Genomic DNA, 16,636 nt, shown 5'->3' on the forward strand with positions numbered 1-16,636 from the left:
TCGTTCAAGATCGAGAACAGCAGGAACAGGCCCGCGATGAGTATCGATGTCGGAGCACGGCTCAGATATGTCCGGATGCAGCGCGGTCTGTCGCAGCGCGCGCTCGCCAAGCAGGCCGGCGTGACCAATTCCTCGATCTCGCTGATCGAGGCCAACGAGGTGAATCCCTCGGTCGGCGTGCTCAAGCGCATCCTCGACGGCCTTCCGATCAGCCTCTCGGAGTTCTTCGCCTTCGAACCGGAGAAGCCGCGCCAGGTGTTCTACCAGGCCGAGGAGCTGGTCGAGATCGGCAAAGGCGGCATCTCCTTCCGCCAGGTCGGCGAGAACCTGTTCGGTCGGGCGCTCCAGATCATCAAGGAGCGCTACGAGCCCGGCGCCGATACCGGCCGCGTGATGCTGAACCACGAGGGCGAGGAAGGCGGCGTCGTCATCAGCGGCCGAATGGAACTGACCGTCGGCGAGGAGCGCCGCATTCTCGGCCCCGGCGACGCCTATTATTTCGAGAGCAACCGCCCGCATCGGTTCCGCTGCGTCGGCCCGGTTCCCTGTGAGATGGTCAGCGCCTGCACCCCGCCGACCTTCTAGGCGTGCGGCGCTCGGGAATAACAGCTTCAAACCACCCTTGTCATTCCGGGGCTTCGCGCAGCGAAGAACCCGGAACCCAAGACTGGGCAAGCCCCCTCTCAACCGGACGCCGGATGCCCCACCTAGTCGTGGATTCCGGGTTTGCGCCTACGGTGCACCCCGGAATGACAGAAGGGCGCGCGGCGTCGCCTCATTCGATTCCTGCATGATAATAATTGGATGATTTAATTTGAAAATCCGCGCTACGGCCCCATCATACCGCCAAACAATATAACAATTCCGGGGCACAATACTTCGACTCCTATTGACGATGCCTATCCCGTCGACAGTCGAAGCTGCCGGCGTATGGCCTCGAAATCCCGATCGAAGTCAAACCAACCTCCCCGGCAACACCAGGGACGAAACATGAATAGGCGCGATTTCCTGAAGCTCGCCGCGCAGTCGGCTGTCTTTACGCAGTTGGCTCCGTTCTTTACTGCGCCGGCACATGCGGCCGACAAGAAGGAACTCCGCTACATTCCCGAGGCGGACCTGAACATCCTCGATCCGGTCTGGAGCACCTCGACCATCGTGCAGGTCTATGGCCATCTGGTGTTCGACACGCTCTACGGCTTCGACAAGGACTATAATGTCCACCCGCAGATGGCTGAGGGTCACACCATCTCGGACGACAAGCTGCAATGGACGATCAAGCTGCGCGACGGCCTGCAGTTCCATGACGGAACGCCCGTTCTCGCCAAGGATTGCGTCGCCAGCATCAATCGCTGGGGAAAGCGCGACTTCATGGGCGCGGCCCTGCTCGGGGTCGTCGACACGATGACCGCCGTCGACGACCGCACGCTCCAGTTCAAGCTCAAGAAGCCGTTCCCGCTGCTGCCGATGACGCTGGCCACCAGCGGCTCGAACATGCCGGCGATCATGCCCGAGCGCATCGCCATGACCTCGCCGACCGAGCAGATCCGCGAGAGCATCGGCTCCGGCCCCTATCGTTTCGCCAAGGAGCAATGGGTCTCCGGCTCCAAGGCCGTCTTCGAGAAATTCGCCGGCTACAAGCCGCGGACCGACTCGTTCCCGCCGACCTATACCGCCGGCCCGAAGATCGCGCATTTCGAGCGGATCGTCTGGAACATCATCCCGGATGCCTCGACCGCCGCGGCCGCCCTCCAGGCCGGCGAGATCGACATGATCGAGATGGTCGGCGCCGATTTCCTGCCCGTGCTCAAGGCCGATCCCAATATCCGCCTGCTGCCGCGCACGACGCCGAATTTCGCGGTGATGCGCTTCAACCATCTCCAGCCGCCGTTCAACAACCCCGTAATCCGGCGCGCGCTGCTGAAGGCCTTCGATCAGCGGGCGATCATGTCCGGCACCTTCGGCGAGGAGAACGTGGCGTTCTGGCAGTCCGGCGTCGGCTTCTTCAGCCCGGATTCGCCGATGACGACCACAATCGGCCTGGAGGCCTTCACCAGCCCCCGCGACATCAAGAAGGCGGCCGAGGAGATCAAGGCCGCCGGCTATAACGGCGAGCGCGTCGTCGTGCTCGATCCCGTCGACTATCCCTGGACGCATCCCTGCACGCTGCTGGCCGCCGACACGCTGAAGAAGGTCGGCCTCAACGTCGACATCCAGGCGATGGACTGGGGCACGCTGATGCAGCGCCGTCTCAGCAAGGAGCCTGCAGACAAGGGCGGCTGGAACGTCTTCCTCACCGCACTCTCCGGCATGAGCAACTTCAACCCCGTCGGCCATATCGGCCTGCGCGGCAACGGCAACGAGGCCTGGGTCGGCTGGCCGACGGCGCCGCGCCTGGAGGAACTGCGCCAGCAATGGCTCGATGCGCCCGACGTCGCCACGCAGAAGAAGATCTGCGAGGAGATCCAGAAGCAGGCGCTGATCGACGTGCCTTATATCCCGCTCGGCGGCTTCGCCACCGTCAGCGGCTACCGGAGCAACGTCACGGATATCCAGCTCCAGCGGCCGCTCTTCTTCACGATGACCGCCAAGGGCTGAGGCACAGCCCCATGCTCTCCCATATCGCACGCCGGCTGCTCGCAGCGCTGCCGGTCATGACCTTCGTCGCCTTGTTCGTCTTCGGCCTGCTCTATCTCGCGCCGGGTGATCCCGCCGCGATCATGGCCGGGGACCAGGCGACGGCGGCCGACATCGCCCGCATCCGCATCGCGCTGAAGCTCGACGACCCGTTCCCGATCCGCTTCGGGAACTGGGTCTGGAGCCTGCTGCAGGGCGATCTCGGCCTCTCGCTCTTCACCAACCAGCCGGTCGCCGCGATGATCGCGCAGCGCCTGGAGCCGACCTATCTGCTGATGCTGATGACCCTGGTCATCTCGGTCGCCATGGCCCTGCCGATCGGCGTGATCGCCGCCTGGAAGCACAACACGACGAGCGACCGCGCCGTCATGGTCTTCGCCGTGCTCAGCTTCTCGCTGCCCTCCTTCGTCGTGGGCTACCTGCTGGCCTTCGTCTTCGGCCTGCAACTGCGCTGGCTGCCGGTGCAGGGCTATGTGCCGATGTCGAACGGCCTCTGGCCGGCCGTGCGCAGCCTGCTCCTGCCGGCGATCGCGCTGGGCAGCGTCTATATCGGCCTGCTCGCCCGCATCACCCGCGCCACCATGCTGGAGGTGCTGGAGCAGGACTATGTCCGCACCGCCCGCGCCAAGGGCGTCGAGGATCGCAAGGTCCTGTTCAAGCACGCGCTGAAGAACTGCTCCGTACCGATCATCACCACCATCGGCAGCGGCGTCGCGCTTCTGATCGGCGGCGCCATCGTCACCGAGACCGTCTTCGCCATCCCCGGGCTCGGGCGCCTCACCGTCGATGCCATCCTGCGCCGCGACTACCCCGTCATCCAGGGCGTCATCCTGCTGTTCAGCTTCATGTACGTGCTCGTGAACCTGCTGGTCGACATGCTCTACACCGTCTTCGATCCGAGGATCCGCTATTGACCGCCATCACCTCCGACGCCGCGCCGCGTGGCGCCGGGCAGAGCCGGTTCGGGCGGCTCGCCCGCAATCCGAGCATCGCCTGCGGCGCTGCTGTCCTCGCCCTGCTCGTGCTGATCGCGCTGCTTGCGCCCTGGCTCGGCACGCGCGACCCGACGGCGATTTCGGCCTTCGACCGCGCCAAGCTGCCGTCCGCGACCTTCTGGTTCGGCACCGACATGCTCGGCCGCGACCTTTATTCCCGCGTGCTCTACGGCACGCGCGTCTCGCTCATCGTCGGCTTCTCGGTGGCGATCGGCGCGACCATCCTCGGCGTGCTGATCGGCGTCTTCGCGGGCTTCCTGCCGCGCTTCGACGCCTTCGTCATGCGGGTCATGGACGGGCTGATGGCGATCCCCTCGATCCTGCTCGCCATCGCGCTGATCGCGCTCAACCGCGCCTCGATCTGGAACGTGATCCTGGCGGTCACCATCGCCGAGACGCCGCGCGTCGTGCGCCTGATCCGCGGCGTCGTGCTCTTCCTGCGCGAGGAGCCCTATGTCGAGGCGGCGCGCTCCTGCGGCGCCAGCGTGCCCTGGCTCGTCTTCCGCCACATCCTGCCCAACACCTTCGCACCGATCGCGGTCCAGGCGACCTATATCTGCGCGGTCGCGATCCTGGCGGAAGCGGCTCTCTCCTTCATCGGCGCCGGCGTGCCGCCGTCCACCCCGTCCTGGGGCAACATCATGGCCGAGGGCCGGGCACTCTGGCAGATCAAGCCCTACATCATCTTCTTCCCCGCGCTGTTCCTCTCGATCACCGTGCTTGCCATCAACATGCTCGGCGACGGCTTGCGCGACGCCCTCGACCCACGCCTGCGCAAGCGGGTGTGACACCTGAATGCCTCCACGGGGAGCCAAGCTCGGTAAGCCCCACTCACCGTGGATAACTTGCCCCGCCGCGCGACACCGGCGGGGCGCCTTTTATGCCGACGGCATTGGCCTGCTGGCTCTATGATCCGGCAGGCCAAAGCCGTCATCGACGTTGAGAAGCCGGCCTCGCCGGTCTGGAAGAAGGAGACGCCTCGTGACCGATACCCTCTTGATCCGGAATGTCCGCCCGGCCGGCGGTGCGTCGACGGATGTGCTGGTCCGCGACGGGCGCATCGACGCGATCGGCGCCGGCGCGACCGGAAGCGACACGATCTTCGATGCCGGCGGCCGGCTGATGATCCCCGGCCTCGTCGAGGCCCATACCCATCTCGACAAGAGCTTCTGGGGCATGGGCTGGCACAGGCACACCGCCGGCCCCGCCCTGATCGACAAGATCGAGACCGAGCGCCGCAACCGCCGCGAGTTCGGCATCGATGCCGACCGCCAGTCCGGCCGCCTCGTCGCCCAGATGGTCAAGCTCGGGACCACCCATATCCGCAGCCATGTCGACGTCGACACGGAAGTCGGCCTCGCCGGCATCGAAGGCGTCATGGCGATGCGCGAGCGCCTCAAGGACGTGATCGACGTCGAGATCGTCGCCTTCGCCCAATCCGGCATGCTGATCCGGCCGGGCACGCTCGAACTGCTCGACCAGGCGATGGCGATGGGTGCCGATGTCGTCGGCGGCCTCGATCCCTGCACGCTCGACCGCGACCCCAAGGGCCATCTCGACGCGATCTTCGGCCTCGCCGAGAAATACGGCCGCCCTCTCGACATCCACCTGCACGAGCGCGGCGAAGTCGGCGCCTTCTCGATGGAGCTCATCATCGAGCGCACCCGCGCGCTCGGCATGCAGGGCAAGGTCGCGATCAGCCACGCCTTTTGCCTGGGCATGCCCGATGCCGATTACGTCCGCCGCCTGATAGACGCGCTGGCCAAGGAGCGCGTCACGCTGGTCACCACCGCGCCGGCCGCCTCGCCGGCCCCATCGGTCATGGCCTGCCTCAAGGCCGGCGTCGTCATCGCCGGCGGCTCGGACGGCGTGCGCGATAGCTGGAACCCCTATGGCATGGGCGACATGCTGGAGCGCGCGACGCTCGTCGGCCTGCGCAACAATTTCCGCCGCGACGAAGAGATGGAGCTGGCGCTCGACGTCTGCACCTACAAGGGCGCCGAGGTGATGGGCATCGAGAACTACGGCCTCGATGTCGGCTGCACCGCCGATTTCGTGATCCTGCCCGGCGAGACCATCTGTGAGGCGATCGTCGAGCGCCCGGCCGACCGCACCGTCGTCAAGCGCGGCAGGATCGTCACCCGCCATGGCGAACTGACCCAGCCGATCGCCTGACGAAGCGATCCCGGATCATCGGCGGCGTCGCGAGGCTTCAGGCTTCGCGGCGCCGTTTTCGTTTGCGTCCTCATTTCGCGCAGGGGCGCATGAAAAAGGGCCGCCGGTCATCCAGGCGGCCCTCTTCAATTCTGCCGACAAAGGCTGGTCCTTGTCCTCGGAAACACCTCGTCATCCCGGGCTTGCCCCGGGATCCATCGAAGGGCTCCGGAACTCTACGATGGATCCCGGATCGGCGCTGCTACGCAGCTTGTCCGGGATGACGCCGTGGTTCCGAGGAGAACACTGCAAGCATTGGAGAGGCCTCAGGCCGCCGCCGCGAACGCCTCGTCGGAGACGATCTGTGTGCCGGCTTCGCCGCGCAGCGCCGCGACCGCATCCTCGATGCATGCGATGATGCAGCGCCGGCCGCCGCCTTCCAGAAACTGGACGGCCGCGTCGATCTTCGGCCCCATGCTGCCGGGCGGGAAATGCCCCTCCGCATGCAGGCGCTTGATCTCGGAGAGGCTGACGCGATCGAGGAAGCGCTGCTCCGGCTTGCCGAAATGCACGGCCACACGCGGCACGGCGGTCAGGATGATCATGTCCGGGATGTCGAGCAGGTTCGCCATCTTGGCGGTGGTGCGATCCTTGTCGATCACGGCCTCGACGCCGCGGCTCTGGCCATTGGGCTGGCGCACCACGGGCACGCCGCCGCCGCCGCCCGCGATCACGACCGCGCCCTTGTCGGCCAGCGTCTGCACGAGGTCGAAATCGACGATGTGCTGCGGCAGCGGCGAAGGTACGACATGCCGGTAGCCGCGCCCGGAATCCTCCTTCATCAGCCAGCCCATCTCCTCGCTGAGGGCCTTGGCCTCCTCCTCGGTGTAGAAATAGCCGATCGGCTTGGACGGGTTCTGGAAGGCCGGATCGTTCGGGTCGACCTCGACCTGGGTCAGGACACAGGTCACCTCGCGCGGATTGCCCTTGGCGCGCAGCGCGTTCTCCAGCGCCTGCGTCAGCAGATAGGCGATGCCGCCCTGGCTATGGGCGACGCAGATATCGAGCGGCATCGGTGCGACGCGATGGCGGGCAATGGCGTGGCGCAGCAGCATCTTGCCGACGACCGGGCCATTGCCATGGGTGATGATGAGCTGCGAGCCGAGCTCCATCAGCGGCAGCAGGGCGGCGCCGGTCTCGGCGGCGAGCTTCTCCTGCTCCTCCGCCGTGCCGCGGATGCCTTCGGGATGGATGGCGTTGCCGCCGATGGCGATGATCAGGCGATCCGGAACGGCGTCGTGCGAAGTCATGAATCCTCCTCCCACGCGCCGGCCGGCAGGTCGCGACGCATGCTGAAATTGTTCGTTGGTGTGGAACGCGAGCCGTTTGGGGCGGCCCGCGGCAGTCTTCAGCCCGCGACGCCCTCCTGGCGCGCGAAGGCCAGCAGAGCCTTCTCGAAAGCCTCCATCGGCGGGTAGGTGATGCCGGCGCCGATCATGCCGATGCCGGCTTCCTTGTGGGCGATCGCGGTGTTGATGACGGGCATGATGCCGGTCTGCAGCACCTTGCGCATGTCGATGCCGGTCGGCACGCCCTTGAAGTTGAGCAGGGGCACCGTGACGTTCGGGTTCTCGGCCGTGGTGATCTCGGCCATCCGGACCGAGAAGCCGATGGCCTCGTCGACCGTGCCGCCGACCAGCGGCACGATGGCCGGCGCCGCCGCCATGGCGAAGCCGCCGATGCCATAGGTCTCGGTGATCGCGCTGTCGCCGATATCGAGCCCGGAATCCTCCGGCTTGTAGCCGGCGAACATCGGGCCGATGACCTTCTGCGCCGGGCCGGTGAACCAGGTGAAGCCAGGCACGCCGCTGATGCGGATGCCGAATTCGACGCCGTTGCGGCACATCGTCGTCAGGATCGTCGAATGCGGCACGTCATGGGCGGCATCGAGCGCGCATTTGCACATCGCCATCCAGGTCGGGCCGGAGAAATAGTCGCTGCTGGCGACGAAATCGAAGACCTCGCGCTTCTGGGCCGTCGTGAACGACGTCTCCAGGATGAAGGGCGCGAGCTTCTGGATCAGGATGGTCGTGCCGGCCACGTTGCGGTTATGGCACTCGTCGCCCATGTGCAGCGCCTGCGAGAGCAGCAGGCGCAGGTCGATCTCGCCGGCGATCTGCATGGCTTCGCGCAGGATCGGGCCGAGCACGTCGCGCATCCAGTTCAGCCGGGCGATGACGGTCTCGTCATTGGCGCCCATGCGCAGGATCTTGGAGAGCTGCTCGCTGAGATTGGTGTAGGCGACGTTGCCATAGGTCTTGTTCTTGACGATGTGCATGAACATCGAGGCCGAGGTCACGCCCGCCATCGAGCCCACGCAGTTATGCTCGTGACAAGGCGAGAAGGTGATCTCGCCCGACGCCGCGAGCGCCGCCGCCTCCTCAAGGTTCTTGGCCAGGCCCTCGAAGACCAGCGCACCGGTGACCGCGCCCTTCATCGGGCCGGACATCCGCTCCCAGGTGATCGGGGGGCCGGCATGCAGGATGGTCTTCTTGGTCATGCCGGGCACGACGTCGAGCGCCGGGCCGAAGCCGACCAGCACGGGCTGCGACTTCAGGATGCGCTCGACGGCCTCCTCATTGGCCTTCTCGATGCGTGCCGCGATCTCAGGACGCGCCAGGGCTTCGAGCGCGTCGATCAGCTCGGGCTTGCCACCGGCCGGCGGGCGCCAGTCGAGATGGACGGCGCTGCCGCCCTGCTTCTCGATGTCGTCCTTGAACATTTCGAGGCCGACATTGATGACGCTGACCTTGCTGAACAGGTCGTTGATGCTGGACATGATCAGTTCTCCTTGGAGACGAAACCGCGCGCCAGCAGACCGGCATTGGTGCAGCTGCTGGCGATGGTGACGCCGACTTCCGAAAGCTTGGCCGTCTGCTCGGCGAGCGACTGGCTGTCGAGATCCGTGCCGAGGACATAGCCGAGGATCTCGAGGTGACGGCCCTCGGCGGCCGCGATCTGCTTGGCCTCGACGAGGGCGGGGATCATCACGCCGGCCGGGTCTTCATGGGCGCCGTAGCCGAGGATGAAGTCGAGCACGATGACGCCGACCGAGGGGTCGCGCGCCTCCTGCACCAATCGCGCGAGGCGCTGGGAGGGATCGATCATCGGGTGCGGCCGGCCGCGGGTGAAGTCGTCGTCGCCGAAATCGATGAAGGTATGCTCGATGCTGGTGGAGACGTCCTTCAGCTTGCGCGCCGGGTCCTTGGCGATGTTGCTGTAGACGTTGTCGTAGCTTTCCTTGGCGATCAGCATCATCTCCTCGCAGAGCGTGCCGCCGCAAAGCAAGGCGCGGATATAGCGCTGCTCGGGCTTCAGCTTGGCACGGGTCTCGGCGATCAATGGCAGGTTGAGCGCCCGCTTGTTGATCTCCTCTTCCTTCTTCCCGCCGATGATGACCGCCTTGAGTGCGGCCTCCTTGGTGGTCTTGCCGAATTGCAGGCCGGCCTTGGTGACGGCCTCCTCGGAGCCGCCGAGCAGGCAGGCGACGACCGGCTTGCCGCAGGAAGCGGCCGCCGCCAGCACCTTGTCCTGCACCGACTTCGCCGGAGGCTTGGAGACCAGCACGATCACCTCGGTCGCCGGGTCGCGGGCGAGCGCGTTGATGCCGTCGATCATCATGATGCCGCCGACCTTCTCGTTGAGGTCGCGCCCGCCAGTGCCGATGATCTGGGTGATGCCGCCGCCGAAATCATGGATGCGGGCCGCGACCTCCTGGCTGCCGGTGCCGGAGGCGCCGACGATGCCGATATTGCCAGCGCGCACCGCGTTGGCGAAGCACAGGCCGACACCGCCGATATAGGCGGTGCCACAATCCGGCCCCATCATCAGCAGGCCCTTGTCATGGGCGAGCGTCTTGAGGGCGACCTCATCCTCGATCGAGACGTTGTCGCTGAACATCATCACATGCAGGCCGCTCTCCAGCGCGCGGCGCGCCTCGCGGGAGGCGAACTCGCCGGCGACCGCGATGATCGCGAGATTGGCGCCGGGCACATGCGCGACGACGGACTCGATCGTCGCGTAGTTCATCTTGCGGCCGGTCTCGTTGCCGCCCTTCTGCTTGAACAATTCGTCGATCTCGACCAGCGCCTTCTCGGCAATCTCGTCGGACGCCGAGCGCACCACGATCATCAGGTCGCCGCTCTGGGCCTCCGCCGCTTCCGGCGTCAGCATGCCGACATTCTGGAGCACTTCCTTGTTCATGGCGGTGCCCATGCCGATCATCGCCTGCTCGACGCCTGCGACGGCATTGGCCCGCCCGGTCACCGACATCAGCGAGACCGAGTCGAAATAGGTGTTCCGCTTAATGGCGGTCTTGATGGCCATGATCCCATTCTCCATTGTCAATGAGCGACGCCAGCCCACGGGTGACGCCGAAAGCGATCTCGGTCCCGGATGAGGAGCCGATCGCGAGAACCTGTGCGAGTGCCTGCGCGGAGGGTTCCGCCGTCGCGCTGCCGAGCGCGATGATCAGACGCGCGACCCGCTCCCGGACCTCGCCACGTGCCGCCTTGGCGATCGCGGCGTAGGCGATCGGATTGGTCGCGGTCTTGGCGAGCCTTATCACGCCGAGCGCGAAGGCATCGCTGCCGGGGTCGGCCTGCCGCCGGAAGAGCGCCCGGGCCGCCAGCAGCCCGGTGAGGAAATCGTCGCCCGAAGGCGTCAATCCCGGCCCGAGTCCAAGCAGCCGGCCGGCATGGCCCAGCGCCGCGTCGGTATCGCCACGACCCAGCGCGAGCGCGAGCCCATCCGCACCTTCGTGCAGCATCCGGGTCGTCAGCCGCGCGACCTCGGTATCGGCCATGCCCTCGATGAAGCCGCCGGGCGTGCCGTCGCGCCAGATCTCCGCCTCGACTTCCGCCAGCCGACGGCGCAGCAGGCCGGTTGCGCAATGCGTGTCCGGCAGCGGCGTGCGCCAGACGGCCGCCCCAGTGACATCCACCATTGCCTTGCCGGCGATGGCGAGGCTGCCGCCTGCGGCCCTGACACTGTCGCCCTGACAGATGCCCAGGGCGAGGAAATCATCGGCCGCGACGACCAGCGAATTCGGACCGTCATCGAGATCACCAGTGACGAGCGTGTGCAGGTCGCCGCAGCACAGGCAGGCGATGTTGACTGCCCGGCGGAAGGCGCTGTGGACCACGCCTGCGAAAGCGATGCCGTTCACGCGCGCAAGGAAGGCGCCGTCTCCGGACCTGGCCTGCATCGTGACATGCGCGCGCATCGGGGCGGGACCGGCCATGCTTAGCTGGCGCGTGCGGCCGGGGGCCGCTCCGCAGCCGCAAGCTCGGCCTGCGCCTCGGCTTCGCGGCCGAGCAGGCGGAGCGACTGCGCCTTATGCTGGCGGTAGAGCGGATTGCCGGGATCGGACGCGATGGCGATCTCGATCGCGCTGATCGCCTCCTCGTGCCGGCCGAGCGAGCGCAGGCTGTTGCCCTTGTGGAAGGCGAAGTCGTAGCGACCGGGATCGAGCGCCAGCAGTTCGTCCATCACCGCGACGGCCGCCTCGTGGCGGCCGAGTTCACGCAGATAGTTCGACTTGTGATAGCGCAGGAACTGCGCCTCCGGCTTCTTCGCGATCCCCGCGTCGAAGGCCGCCAGCGCCGCTTCCGGCTGCTTCATCGCCCGCCAGGCATAGGCGATGTAGAAATGGAACTCGACCGCGTCGGGCGTCGCGGCCAGCACCGCCTCGAAGACGCGGATCGCGTCCTCGTTGCGCCCGAGCTCGTAGAGGTAATAGCCCTTGTAATAGCTGAGATCGGCATCGCCCTGATGCTGCGCGAGCGCGGCCTCGACGAGGGCGAGCCCCTCCTCGTAGCGCTCGGCCTTCTCGGCCAGCTTCGCCTGCCGGATCACCCCTGCGCCCGGCCCGGACGCGGCACCTTCACCGCGGAAGATCTTCAGGACCCGCTCCTGGCCGAGCGCCTGCGCATGCACCAGCGAGGACTTGCCGTCGCGGTCGTTGAGATGCTGATCCGCACCCGCCTCGACCAGCGCCTCGGCCACGTCGCCATAAAGCCTGCCGCCATCGCCGAGAATCACGGCTTCGAGCAGGGCCGACCAGCCGAGATCATTGGCGCGGTTCACCGGGATGCCTGCGGCGAGGCAGACCCGCACCGTGCGCAAAAAGCCCTTCTCGCTCGACGGCAGCAGCGGCGTGCCGCCGAAGCGGTTGACGCTGTTGCGATCGGCGCCCGAGGCGATGGCGAGCTTGAGGATTTCGTTGAAGCCGTTCGCCCCGGCGCAGAGATAGGGCGAGAGCATGGTGATGTCGCGGGCATTGACGTCGCTGCCGGCCGCGATCAGGCGCCGCGCCAGCGGCAGGTTGTTCTTCTGGGTCGCCGCCATCAGCGCGGTCCGGCCGGTCTCGTCCTTGGCATCCACCTTCACGCCCTCCGCGAGGAGGCGCTCGATGGCGGCCATGTCGCCCATGTCGGCGGCGGCGATCAGAGGCGGGTTGGTGGACGGGGCGTTCATCGGGTCTTCCTGTCGATCGGTGGGGCAGCGCCGGGGGCGACGCTGCGGAGGGCATGAAGGGAAACGGCGAGGCGAGCCCATCCACTGCGAGTGGACTCGCCTCGCAGGCTCATGCCTTGCTGGCCGCCGGCTTCATGTCGCTGGCCGAACCGGAGCCGGTCTGGATCGAGCGATCCGCCTCGCGCAGGTTGAGGTAGTGCTTGAGCACGAAGACACCGGCAATCATGCAATAGGCATAGACCAGCGGCATGGCGTGCGGCTGGGCGAAGCCGACGGCCGGCGCGTGGATCACGCCGAACAGCGTCAGGAAGCCGCCGACCAGCGCCGCGACCGCGCCGCGCATCGGCTTGTCGGTGATCGCGAAGATCGTGATGCAGCCCCAGGTCATGCTGCTGAGCGGCGCGCCGTTCCCGAGATTGGACAGGCCCTGATAGTAGACGCCCTTCTTGGCGAGCGCCTCGACGCCGACGGTCTTGGCCGCGGTGCCGGCGGCCGACAGCGTGTTGTTGGCCAGCGTCAGCGCCCAGTTGGCGATCCACGGGAACATCGTGACGAAGATCACCGGCACTTCGTCGCGCGGCGACTCGCGCACCACCTGATTAGCCGTGACGATGCCGATATAGACGAGGATCGGAACGACCGCGACCATCGGAATCAAGGCCAGCAGGAAAGCGCCCAGGCCGAACAGCGAGAGCACGAACATGCTCAGGCCGGTGAAGAAGGTGTAGCCGGTACCGGCCCCGATCGATTTCCAGCCGGCATGGCCGATATAGACGGTGACCGGGAACGGATTGCCGAAGAAGGCGCCGAGCGTCGAGGACAGGCCATTGGCCATCATCACCTGGCGCGTCGGGTAGGGGTCGCCGGCGGCATGCGCGCTCTCGATGTTCTCGAGGTCGAACACGTAATTGGCGAGACCCAGCGGCACGGCCGAGGCGAGATAGGGCAGCGCATGCGGCAGCCCGTTGAGGAAGCTCGAGATGTGCAGCGTCGGCGGGTTGAAGCCGAAGGTCGACAGCGAGTTCTTGATCTCGGCCGGGCTCTGCAGGCCGAAGATCCAGGCGAGCGCCGTGCCGGCCGCGAGCAGCAGAAAGCCGGTCGGCACCTTCGGGAAGATCGGCTTCTTCCCGAACCAGTTCAGGAAGATCAGCGCCAGCACGACGAAAGCGACGGTCGGCGTCTCGAAGGACTGCAGCATCGGGTTCATCGCGAGCAGCAGCAGGCCGAGGCCCGCAAGGCAGGACAGCAGCACCGTGCGCGGGATCGTCTTGCGGATGGTCTCGCCCAGGAAGGAGCCGCCGACGAGGATCATCGCCTCGACGAAGCACCAGACCAGCGCGATCTGCAGCGCGAACTCGGCATCCTTGGTCTGGAGATAGACCGGCAGGATGACGAGGAAGGTCACTGTGAAGATCGACGGCGCGCTCGGGCCGGAAGGCAGCGCGGTCACGTCCGTGCGGCCGGTTTCCTTGACGAGCTTGTAGGCGAAATAAGTGTACCACAGGCTTGCGGCGAAGACGGCGAGGCCGAAGGCCGGGGCGATGCGCCCGTAGACCATCTCCTTGGGGAAGCCGACGACGAAGAGCAGCAGGCCGATCATCGTCAGAAGATTGGTCAGGTTGTTGGCCAGCAGGCCGAAATAGCCGCCCCAGTCGCCTTTTCGCCAGATAAAGGATCTATCCATCGGTTTTCCCCATCCTCGCGGGCGCGCTCCAGCGGCGCGGCTCCCAGCAGTCGAACGATCTTCTTTTGAGGGGAGCCTAGTGAGCCGGCGAGCGGGGAACCATTGCCAAGCCGCCTAAATTGACCGGTCATTTTTTATCCTCAGCGGATAAAAATTGAACCGTTCTAACCCTGTTTTGCTTGCGAGCGCCGTCCTTTCGCGACTACAGCGATGAGGCGGAGCAGCCGCCGGGGAGCGCAGGCATGGCCCATCAACTGAAGATTTCCGAGCTGCTCCAGTTCGCGCCCTTCAAGCAGGCCCGCCTGATCTGCGGCGAGGAAGGCCTCTCCAACCCCGTCCGCGGCGTCAACGTCATCGAGGCGCCCGACGTCACCGACTGGGTGCAGCCCGGTGACGTCCTGCTCACCAATTTCTATTCGCTCGATCGCCTGCGCCCGCTCGATGCCTTCATCGAGAAGGTCGCCGCCCGCAAGCTCAGCGCCCTGATCGTCAAGACCGGCCTCTTCGTGCAGGAGGTCCCGGAAGAGATCGTCGAGGCCGCGCGCAGGCATCGCCTGCCCGTCATCGAGATTCCCCGCAGCGTGCTCTACCGGACCATCGTCCTGTGCATCTCTGAACATCTCCTCAGCGAACGCCTCGGCGTGCTCGAACGCTTCAAGGAGATCAGCGACCACTTCCTCAGCGCCTCCCTGGCGAACCAGGGCGCCTTCCGCATCCTGAAATCGCTGGAGACCTTCATCGGCAATCCGGTCGGTCTCTATGACGAGAAGCTGCAATGCCTCGCCGGCACCACCGGCAGCTCCGTCAGCCTCGTCCCGCCCGAAGGTCATCACGAAGACGCGCCCTACTACGTCCAGACCATCGTCACCCCTGAAGCCGATGACCGCATCTGCAACCGCTACGTCTTTTCCGTCCGCGTCGGCGACGAGGTCAGGCTCTATCTCACCGTCCTCGAACTGCACGGCGCACTGGAAGACGTCCAGTCCATCGCCATCGAGAGCGCGATCAACGCGCTGGCGCTCGATTTCCTGCGACAGCAGGCGGTGATCGAGGTCGAGAAGCAGTTCCGCTTCGACCTGATCGGCGATCTGCTCGGCGGCAGCGCCCTGCCCTCCAGCGAATTGCACCGGCGCGCCGGCCTGATCCAGTGGGACCTGAGGCGAAAACACGCCGTCGCCGTGCTCGGCCTGAAGGCTCCGCCGAAATCATCCGACGAGGGCAAGAACCTCGAGCGCCTGTCCCAGCTTCTCACCGGCGTGATCGACAATGCCCATGCCCAGATCCGGGGCGGCCATATCGTGCTCTTCTGGCCGGCCGGCGAGGGCCGCGAATGGCGCACGCAATTCCAACGCCGCTTCGCCGAACTGAGCGCGCTCTGGTCGCGGACCGAGGAGCGCGCCACCCTGCGGGCAGGCATCGGCGAGGTCGCGGCCGATGTCGAGGGTCTGCCCCGAAGCTACAGCCAGGCGCTCGACGCGCTCAATATCGGCATCCGCGCCCGGTTCGAGAAGAATCTCGTCTTCTTCCACGAGCTTGGCATCTACCGCATGCTCTGCCGGCTCGCCCCGCAGCACGAACTCAGGGAGATGGTCCCGCCCGCGCTGCAGCGGCTGGTCGCGGTCAGGACGCGGGCCCGCGCCGATCTCGTCGAGACGCTGGAAGCCTATATCGCCTGCAACGGCAATGCGCTGGAAACCTCGCGGCGCCTCGATGTCCATCCGAAGACGGTCCTCTACCGGCTGGACAAGATCAGGTCCGAGGCCGGGATCGATCTCGACGATGCCGAGGAGATGCTGATGGTCCAGATCGGCCTCAAGATCCTGAAAATGGAGGACGTGGCGGCGGCTTGAAACAGCGGATTCCTTCTCCGAACGCCCGGAAACTTGGAATTCCCTGCGATTGACCACGCGCGGAATTACCGGAATGCTCGCAAATATCGGAGCGATCCGGTCGCGGGATTTGTCGGAGCAGCTTGCGCCGCGTCAACAACGCTAAAAGCACCACGCGGTAACGTGGGCTCCCAAGATGGAGACACGGGTGTGGTCTATGCTCTGATCATCAACAGTCTGCTGCGGCTATCCGCTTTCCTGCGCTGGACGCGAACCGGCTAGCAGCCGGCTCAGAACAAGCGAGCGAGCGGCTACGCCACGTCGTAGCAATGGGTGCCCGCGCGAAGCTCCACATATTTCCGGCGGGTATCCGCGGTGTTTGGCATGCCGGTATCCTGCAGCCATGCGAGGAACTCGGCCGGCTTGATCGTGACGATCTCCAGTGCCCGCCCCCGCGCCAGCCAGACATTCATCACCGCCACCGCATTGCGATGCCAGGTCTCGTAATCCGCAGGCATCTGGTCGCGATCATGGGCAAGCTCCCAGAGCTGCGTGAAGTCCTCGCGCTCATACCACGGCATGGCGACCGTGTACGCGTCGACTGTCGGTTTCACGTTGAGCGCCGATCGTCCGCGCGCGGCGCGGAAACTGAGAATGCTAACCGCCCGATAGGGGGTAGTCGGCCTGAGTGGGAGTAGGCGCCGGGAACGCCTGGAAGTCAATCGCAGGGCATTCTTCGTTCGATGCGATCATTACATTCCACGCCGCTTCCGCCGCCAGGGCCACCGCTTCGACGCGCCGAT

At 66.0% G+C, this 16,636-nt stretch carries 13 protein-coding genes; 6 read left to right on the top strand and 7 right to left on the bottom strand.

The features are described 5' to 3' along the window. The first annotated feature begins 36 nt into the window (after positions 1–36). The 5 genes from Q9235_RS17535 (at position 37) to Q9235_RS17555 (ending at position 5,804) form a co-directional block, all read left to right on the top strand. Positions 37–585, top strand: a complete 549-nt coding sequence (locus tag Q9235_RS17535; RefSeq protein ID WP_306223095.1) for a cupin domain-containing protein — start codon at positions 37–39, stop codon at positions 583–585. Positions 586–990: 405 nt separating this feature from the next. Beyond that, positions 991–2,595, top strand: a complete 1,605-nt coding sequence (locus tag Q9235_RS17540; protein ID WP_306223096.1) for an ABC transporter substrate-binding protein — start codon at positions 991–993, stop codon at positions 2,593–2,595. An 11-nt stretch (positions 2,596–2,606) separates the two neighbouring features. Beyond that, entirely contained in the window at positions 2,607–3,548 is a 942-nt protein-coding gene (locus Q9235_RS17545) for an ABC transporter permease (protein ID WP_306223097.1), read from the top strand. Between the two features lie 5 nt (positions 3,549–3,553). Further along, the gene (locus Q9235_RS17550; protein ID WP_306228324.1) at positions 3,554–4,417 is read left to right on the top strand and encodes an ABC transporter permease; all 864 of its coding nucleotides are present in this window, start codon (positions 3,554–3,556) and stop codon (positions 4,415–4,417) included. Between the two features lie 193 nt (positions 4,418–4,610). Beyond that, positions 4,611–5,804 (top strand): amidohydrolase family protein, encoded by a 1,194-nt coding sequence (locus tag Q9235_RS17555; RefSeq protein ID WP_306223098.1) that lies wholly within the window; start codon positions 4,611–4,613, stop codon positions 5,802–5,804. A 305-nt stretch (positions 5,805–6,109) separates the two neighbouring features. Here Q9235_RS17555 and arcC read toward each other — a convergent pair whose 3' ends face one another. The 6 genes from arcC to Q9235_RS17585 all read right to left on the bottom strand — a co-directional run bounded on the left by arcC (position 6,110) and on the right by Q9235_RS17585 (position 14,004). After that, the gene (gene arcC / locus Q9235_RS17560) at positions 6,110–7,093 is read right to left on the bottom strand and encodes a carbamate kinase (RefSeq protein WP_306223099.1); all 984 of its coding nucleotides are present in this window, start codon (positions 7,091–7,093) and stop codon (positions 6,110–6,112) included. 98 nt (positions 7,094–7,191) lie between these two features. Further along, positions 7,192–8,622, bottom strand: a complete 1,431-nt coding sequence (locus Q9235_RS17565) for a YlbE family protein (protein WP_306223100.1) — start codon at positions 8,620–8,622, stop codon at positions 7,192–7,194. 2 nt (positions 8,623–8,624) lie between these two features. Next, positions 8,625–10,169: an acyl-CoA synthetase FdrA gene (fdrA, locus tag Q9235_RS17570; protein WP_306223101.1), complete on the bottom strand. Its 1,545-nt coding sequence runs from the start codon at positions 10,167–10,169 to the stop codon at positions 8,625–8,627. Continuing rightward, positions 10,147–11,085 (bottom strand): oxamate carbamoyltransferase subunit AllH family protein, encoded by a 939-nt coding sequence (locus tag Q9235_RS17575; protein ID WP_306223102.1) that lies wholly within the window; start codon positions 11,083–11,085, stop codon positions 10,147–10,149. The genes fdrA and Q9235_RS17575 overlap by 23 nt, the downstream gene beginning before the upstream one ends. 2 nt (positions 11,086–11,087) lie before the next feature. After that, positions 11,088–12,320, bottom strand: a complete 1,233-nt coding sequence (locus tag Q9235_RS17580; RefSeq protein ID WP_306223103.1) for a tetratricopeptide repeat protein — start codon at positions 12,318–12,320, stop codon at positions 11,088–11,090. Positions 12,321–12,429: 109 nt separating this feature from the next. After that, positions 12,430–14,004: a SulP family inorganic anion transporter gene (locus Q9235_RS17585; protein WP_306223104.1), complete on the bottom strand. Its 1,575-nt coding sequence runs from the start codon at positions 14,002–14,004 to the stop codon at positions 12,430–12,432. Between the two features lie 242 nt (positions 14,005–14,246). Between Q9235_RS17585 and Q9235_RS17590 the strand changes: the two genes are divergently transcribed. Further along, a complete protein-coding gene (locus Q9235_RS17590) occupies positions 14,247–15,854 on the top strand; it encodes a PucR family transcriptional regulator (protein ID WP_306223105.1) in 1,608 nt (535 codons plus the stop codon). A 290-nt stretch (positions 15,855–16,144) separates the two neighbouring features. On the opposite strand, the gene Q9235_RS17595 is transcribed toward Q9235_RS17590, so the two are convergent. Next, complete coding sequence (locus Q9235_RS17595; RefSeq protein ID WP_306223106.1) at positions 16,145–16,447, bottom strand: hypothetical protein; 303 nt, start codon at positions 16,445–16,447, stop codon at positions 16,145–16,147. Between the last annotated feature and the right edge of the window lie 189 nt (positions 16,448–16,636).

This window comes from Bosea beijingensis (genome assembly GCF_030758975.1).
Classification (GTDB): Bacteria; Pseudomonadota; Alphaproteobacteria; order Rhizobiales; family Beijerinckiaceae; genus Allobosea; species Allobosea beijingensis.

Coding starts and splice junctions, on each gene's coding strand:
- Q9235_RS17565 (WP_306223100.1), bottom strand. CDS start 8,622: ATGTCCAGCATCAACGACCTGTTCAGCAAGGTCAGCGTCATCAATGTC.
- Q9235_RS17585 (WP_306223104.1), bottom strand. CDS start 14,004: ATGGATAGATCCTTTATCTGGCGAAAAGGCGACTGGGGCGGCTATTTC.
- Q9235_RS17580 (WP_306223103.1), bottom strand. CDS start 12,320: ATGAACGCCCCGTCCACCAACCCGCCTCTGATCGCCGCCGCCGACATG.
- Q9235_RS17575 (WP_306223102.1), bottom strand. CDS start 11,085: ATGGCCGGTCCCGCCCCGATGCGCGCGCATGTCACGATGCAGGCCAGG.
- Q9235_RS17540 (WP_306223096.1), top strand. CDS start 991: ATGAATAGGCGCGATTTCCTGAAGCTCGCCGCGCAGTCGGCTGTCTTT.
- Q9235_RS17590 (WP_306223105.1), top strand. CDS start 14,247: ATGGCCCATCAACTGAAGATTTCCGAGCTGCTCCAGTTCGCGCCCTTC.
- arcC (WP_306223099.1), bottom strand. CDS start 7,093: ATGACTTCGCACGACGCCGTTCCGGATCGCCTGATCATCGCCATCGGC.
- Q9235_RS17535 (WP_306223095.1), top strand. CDS start 37: ATGAGTATCGATGTCGGAGCACGGCTCAGATATGTCCGGATGCAGCGC.
- Q9235_RS17545 (WP_306223097.1), top strand. CDS start 2,607: ATGCTCTCCCATATCGCACGCCGGCTGCTCGCAGCGCTGCCGGTCATG.
- fdrA (WP_306223101.1), bottom strand. CDS start 10,169: ATGGCCATCAAGACCGCCATTAAGCGGAACACCTATTTCGACTCGGTC.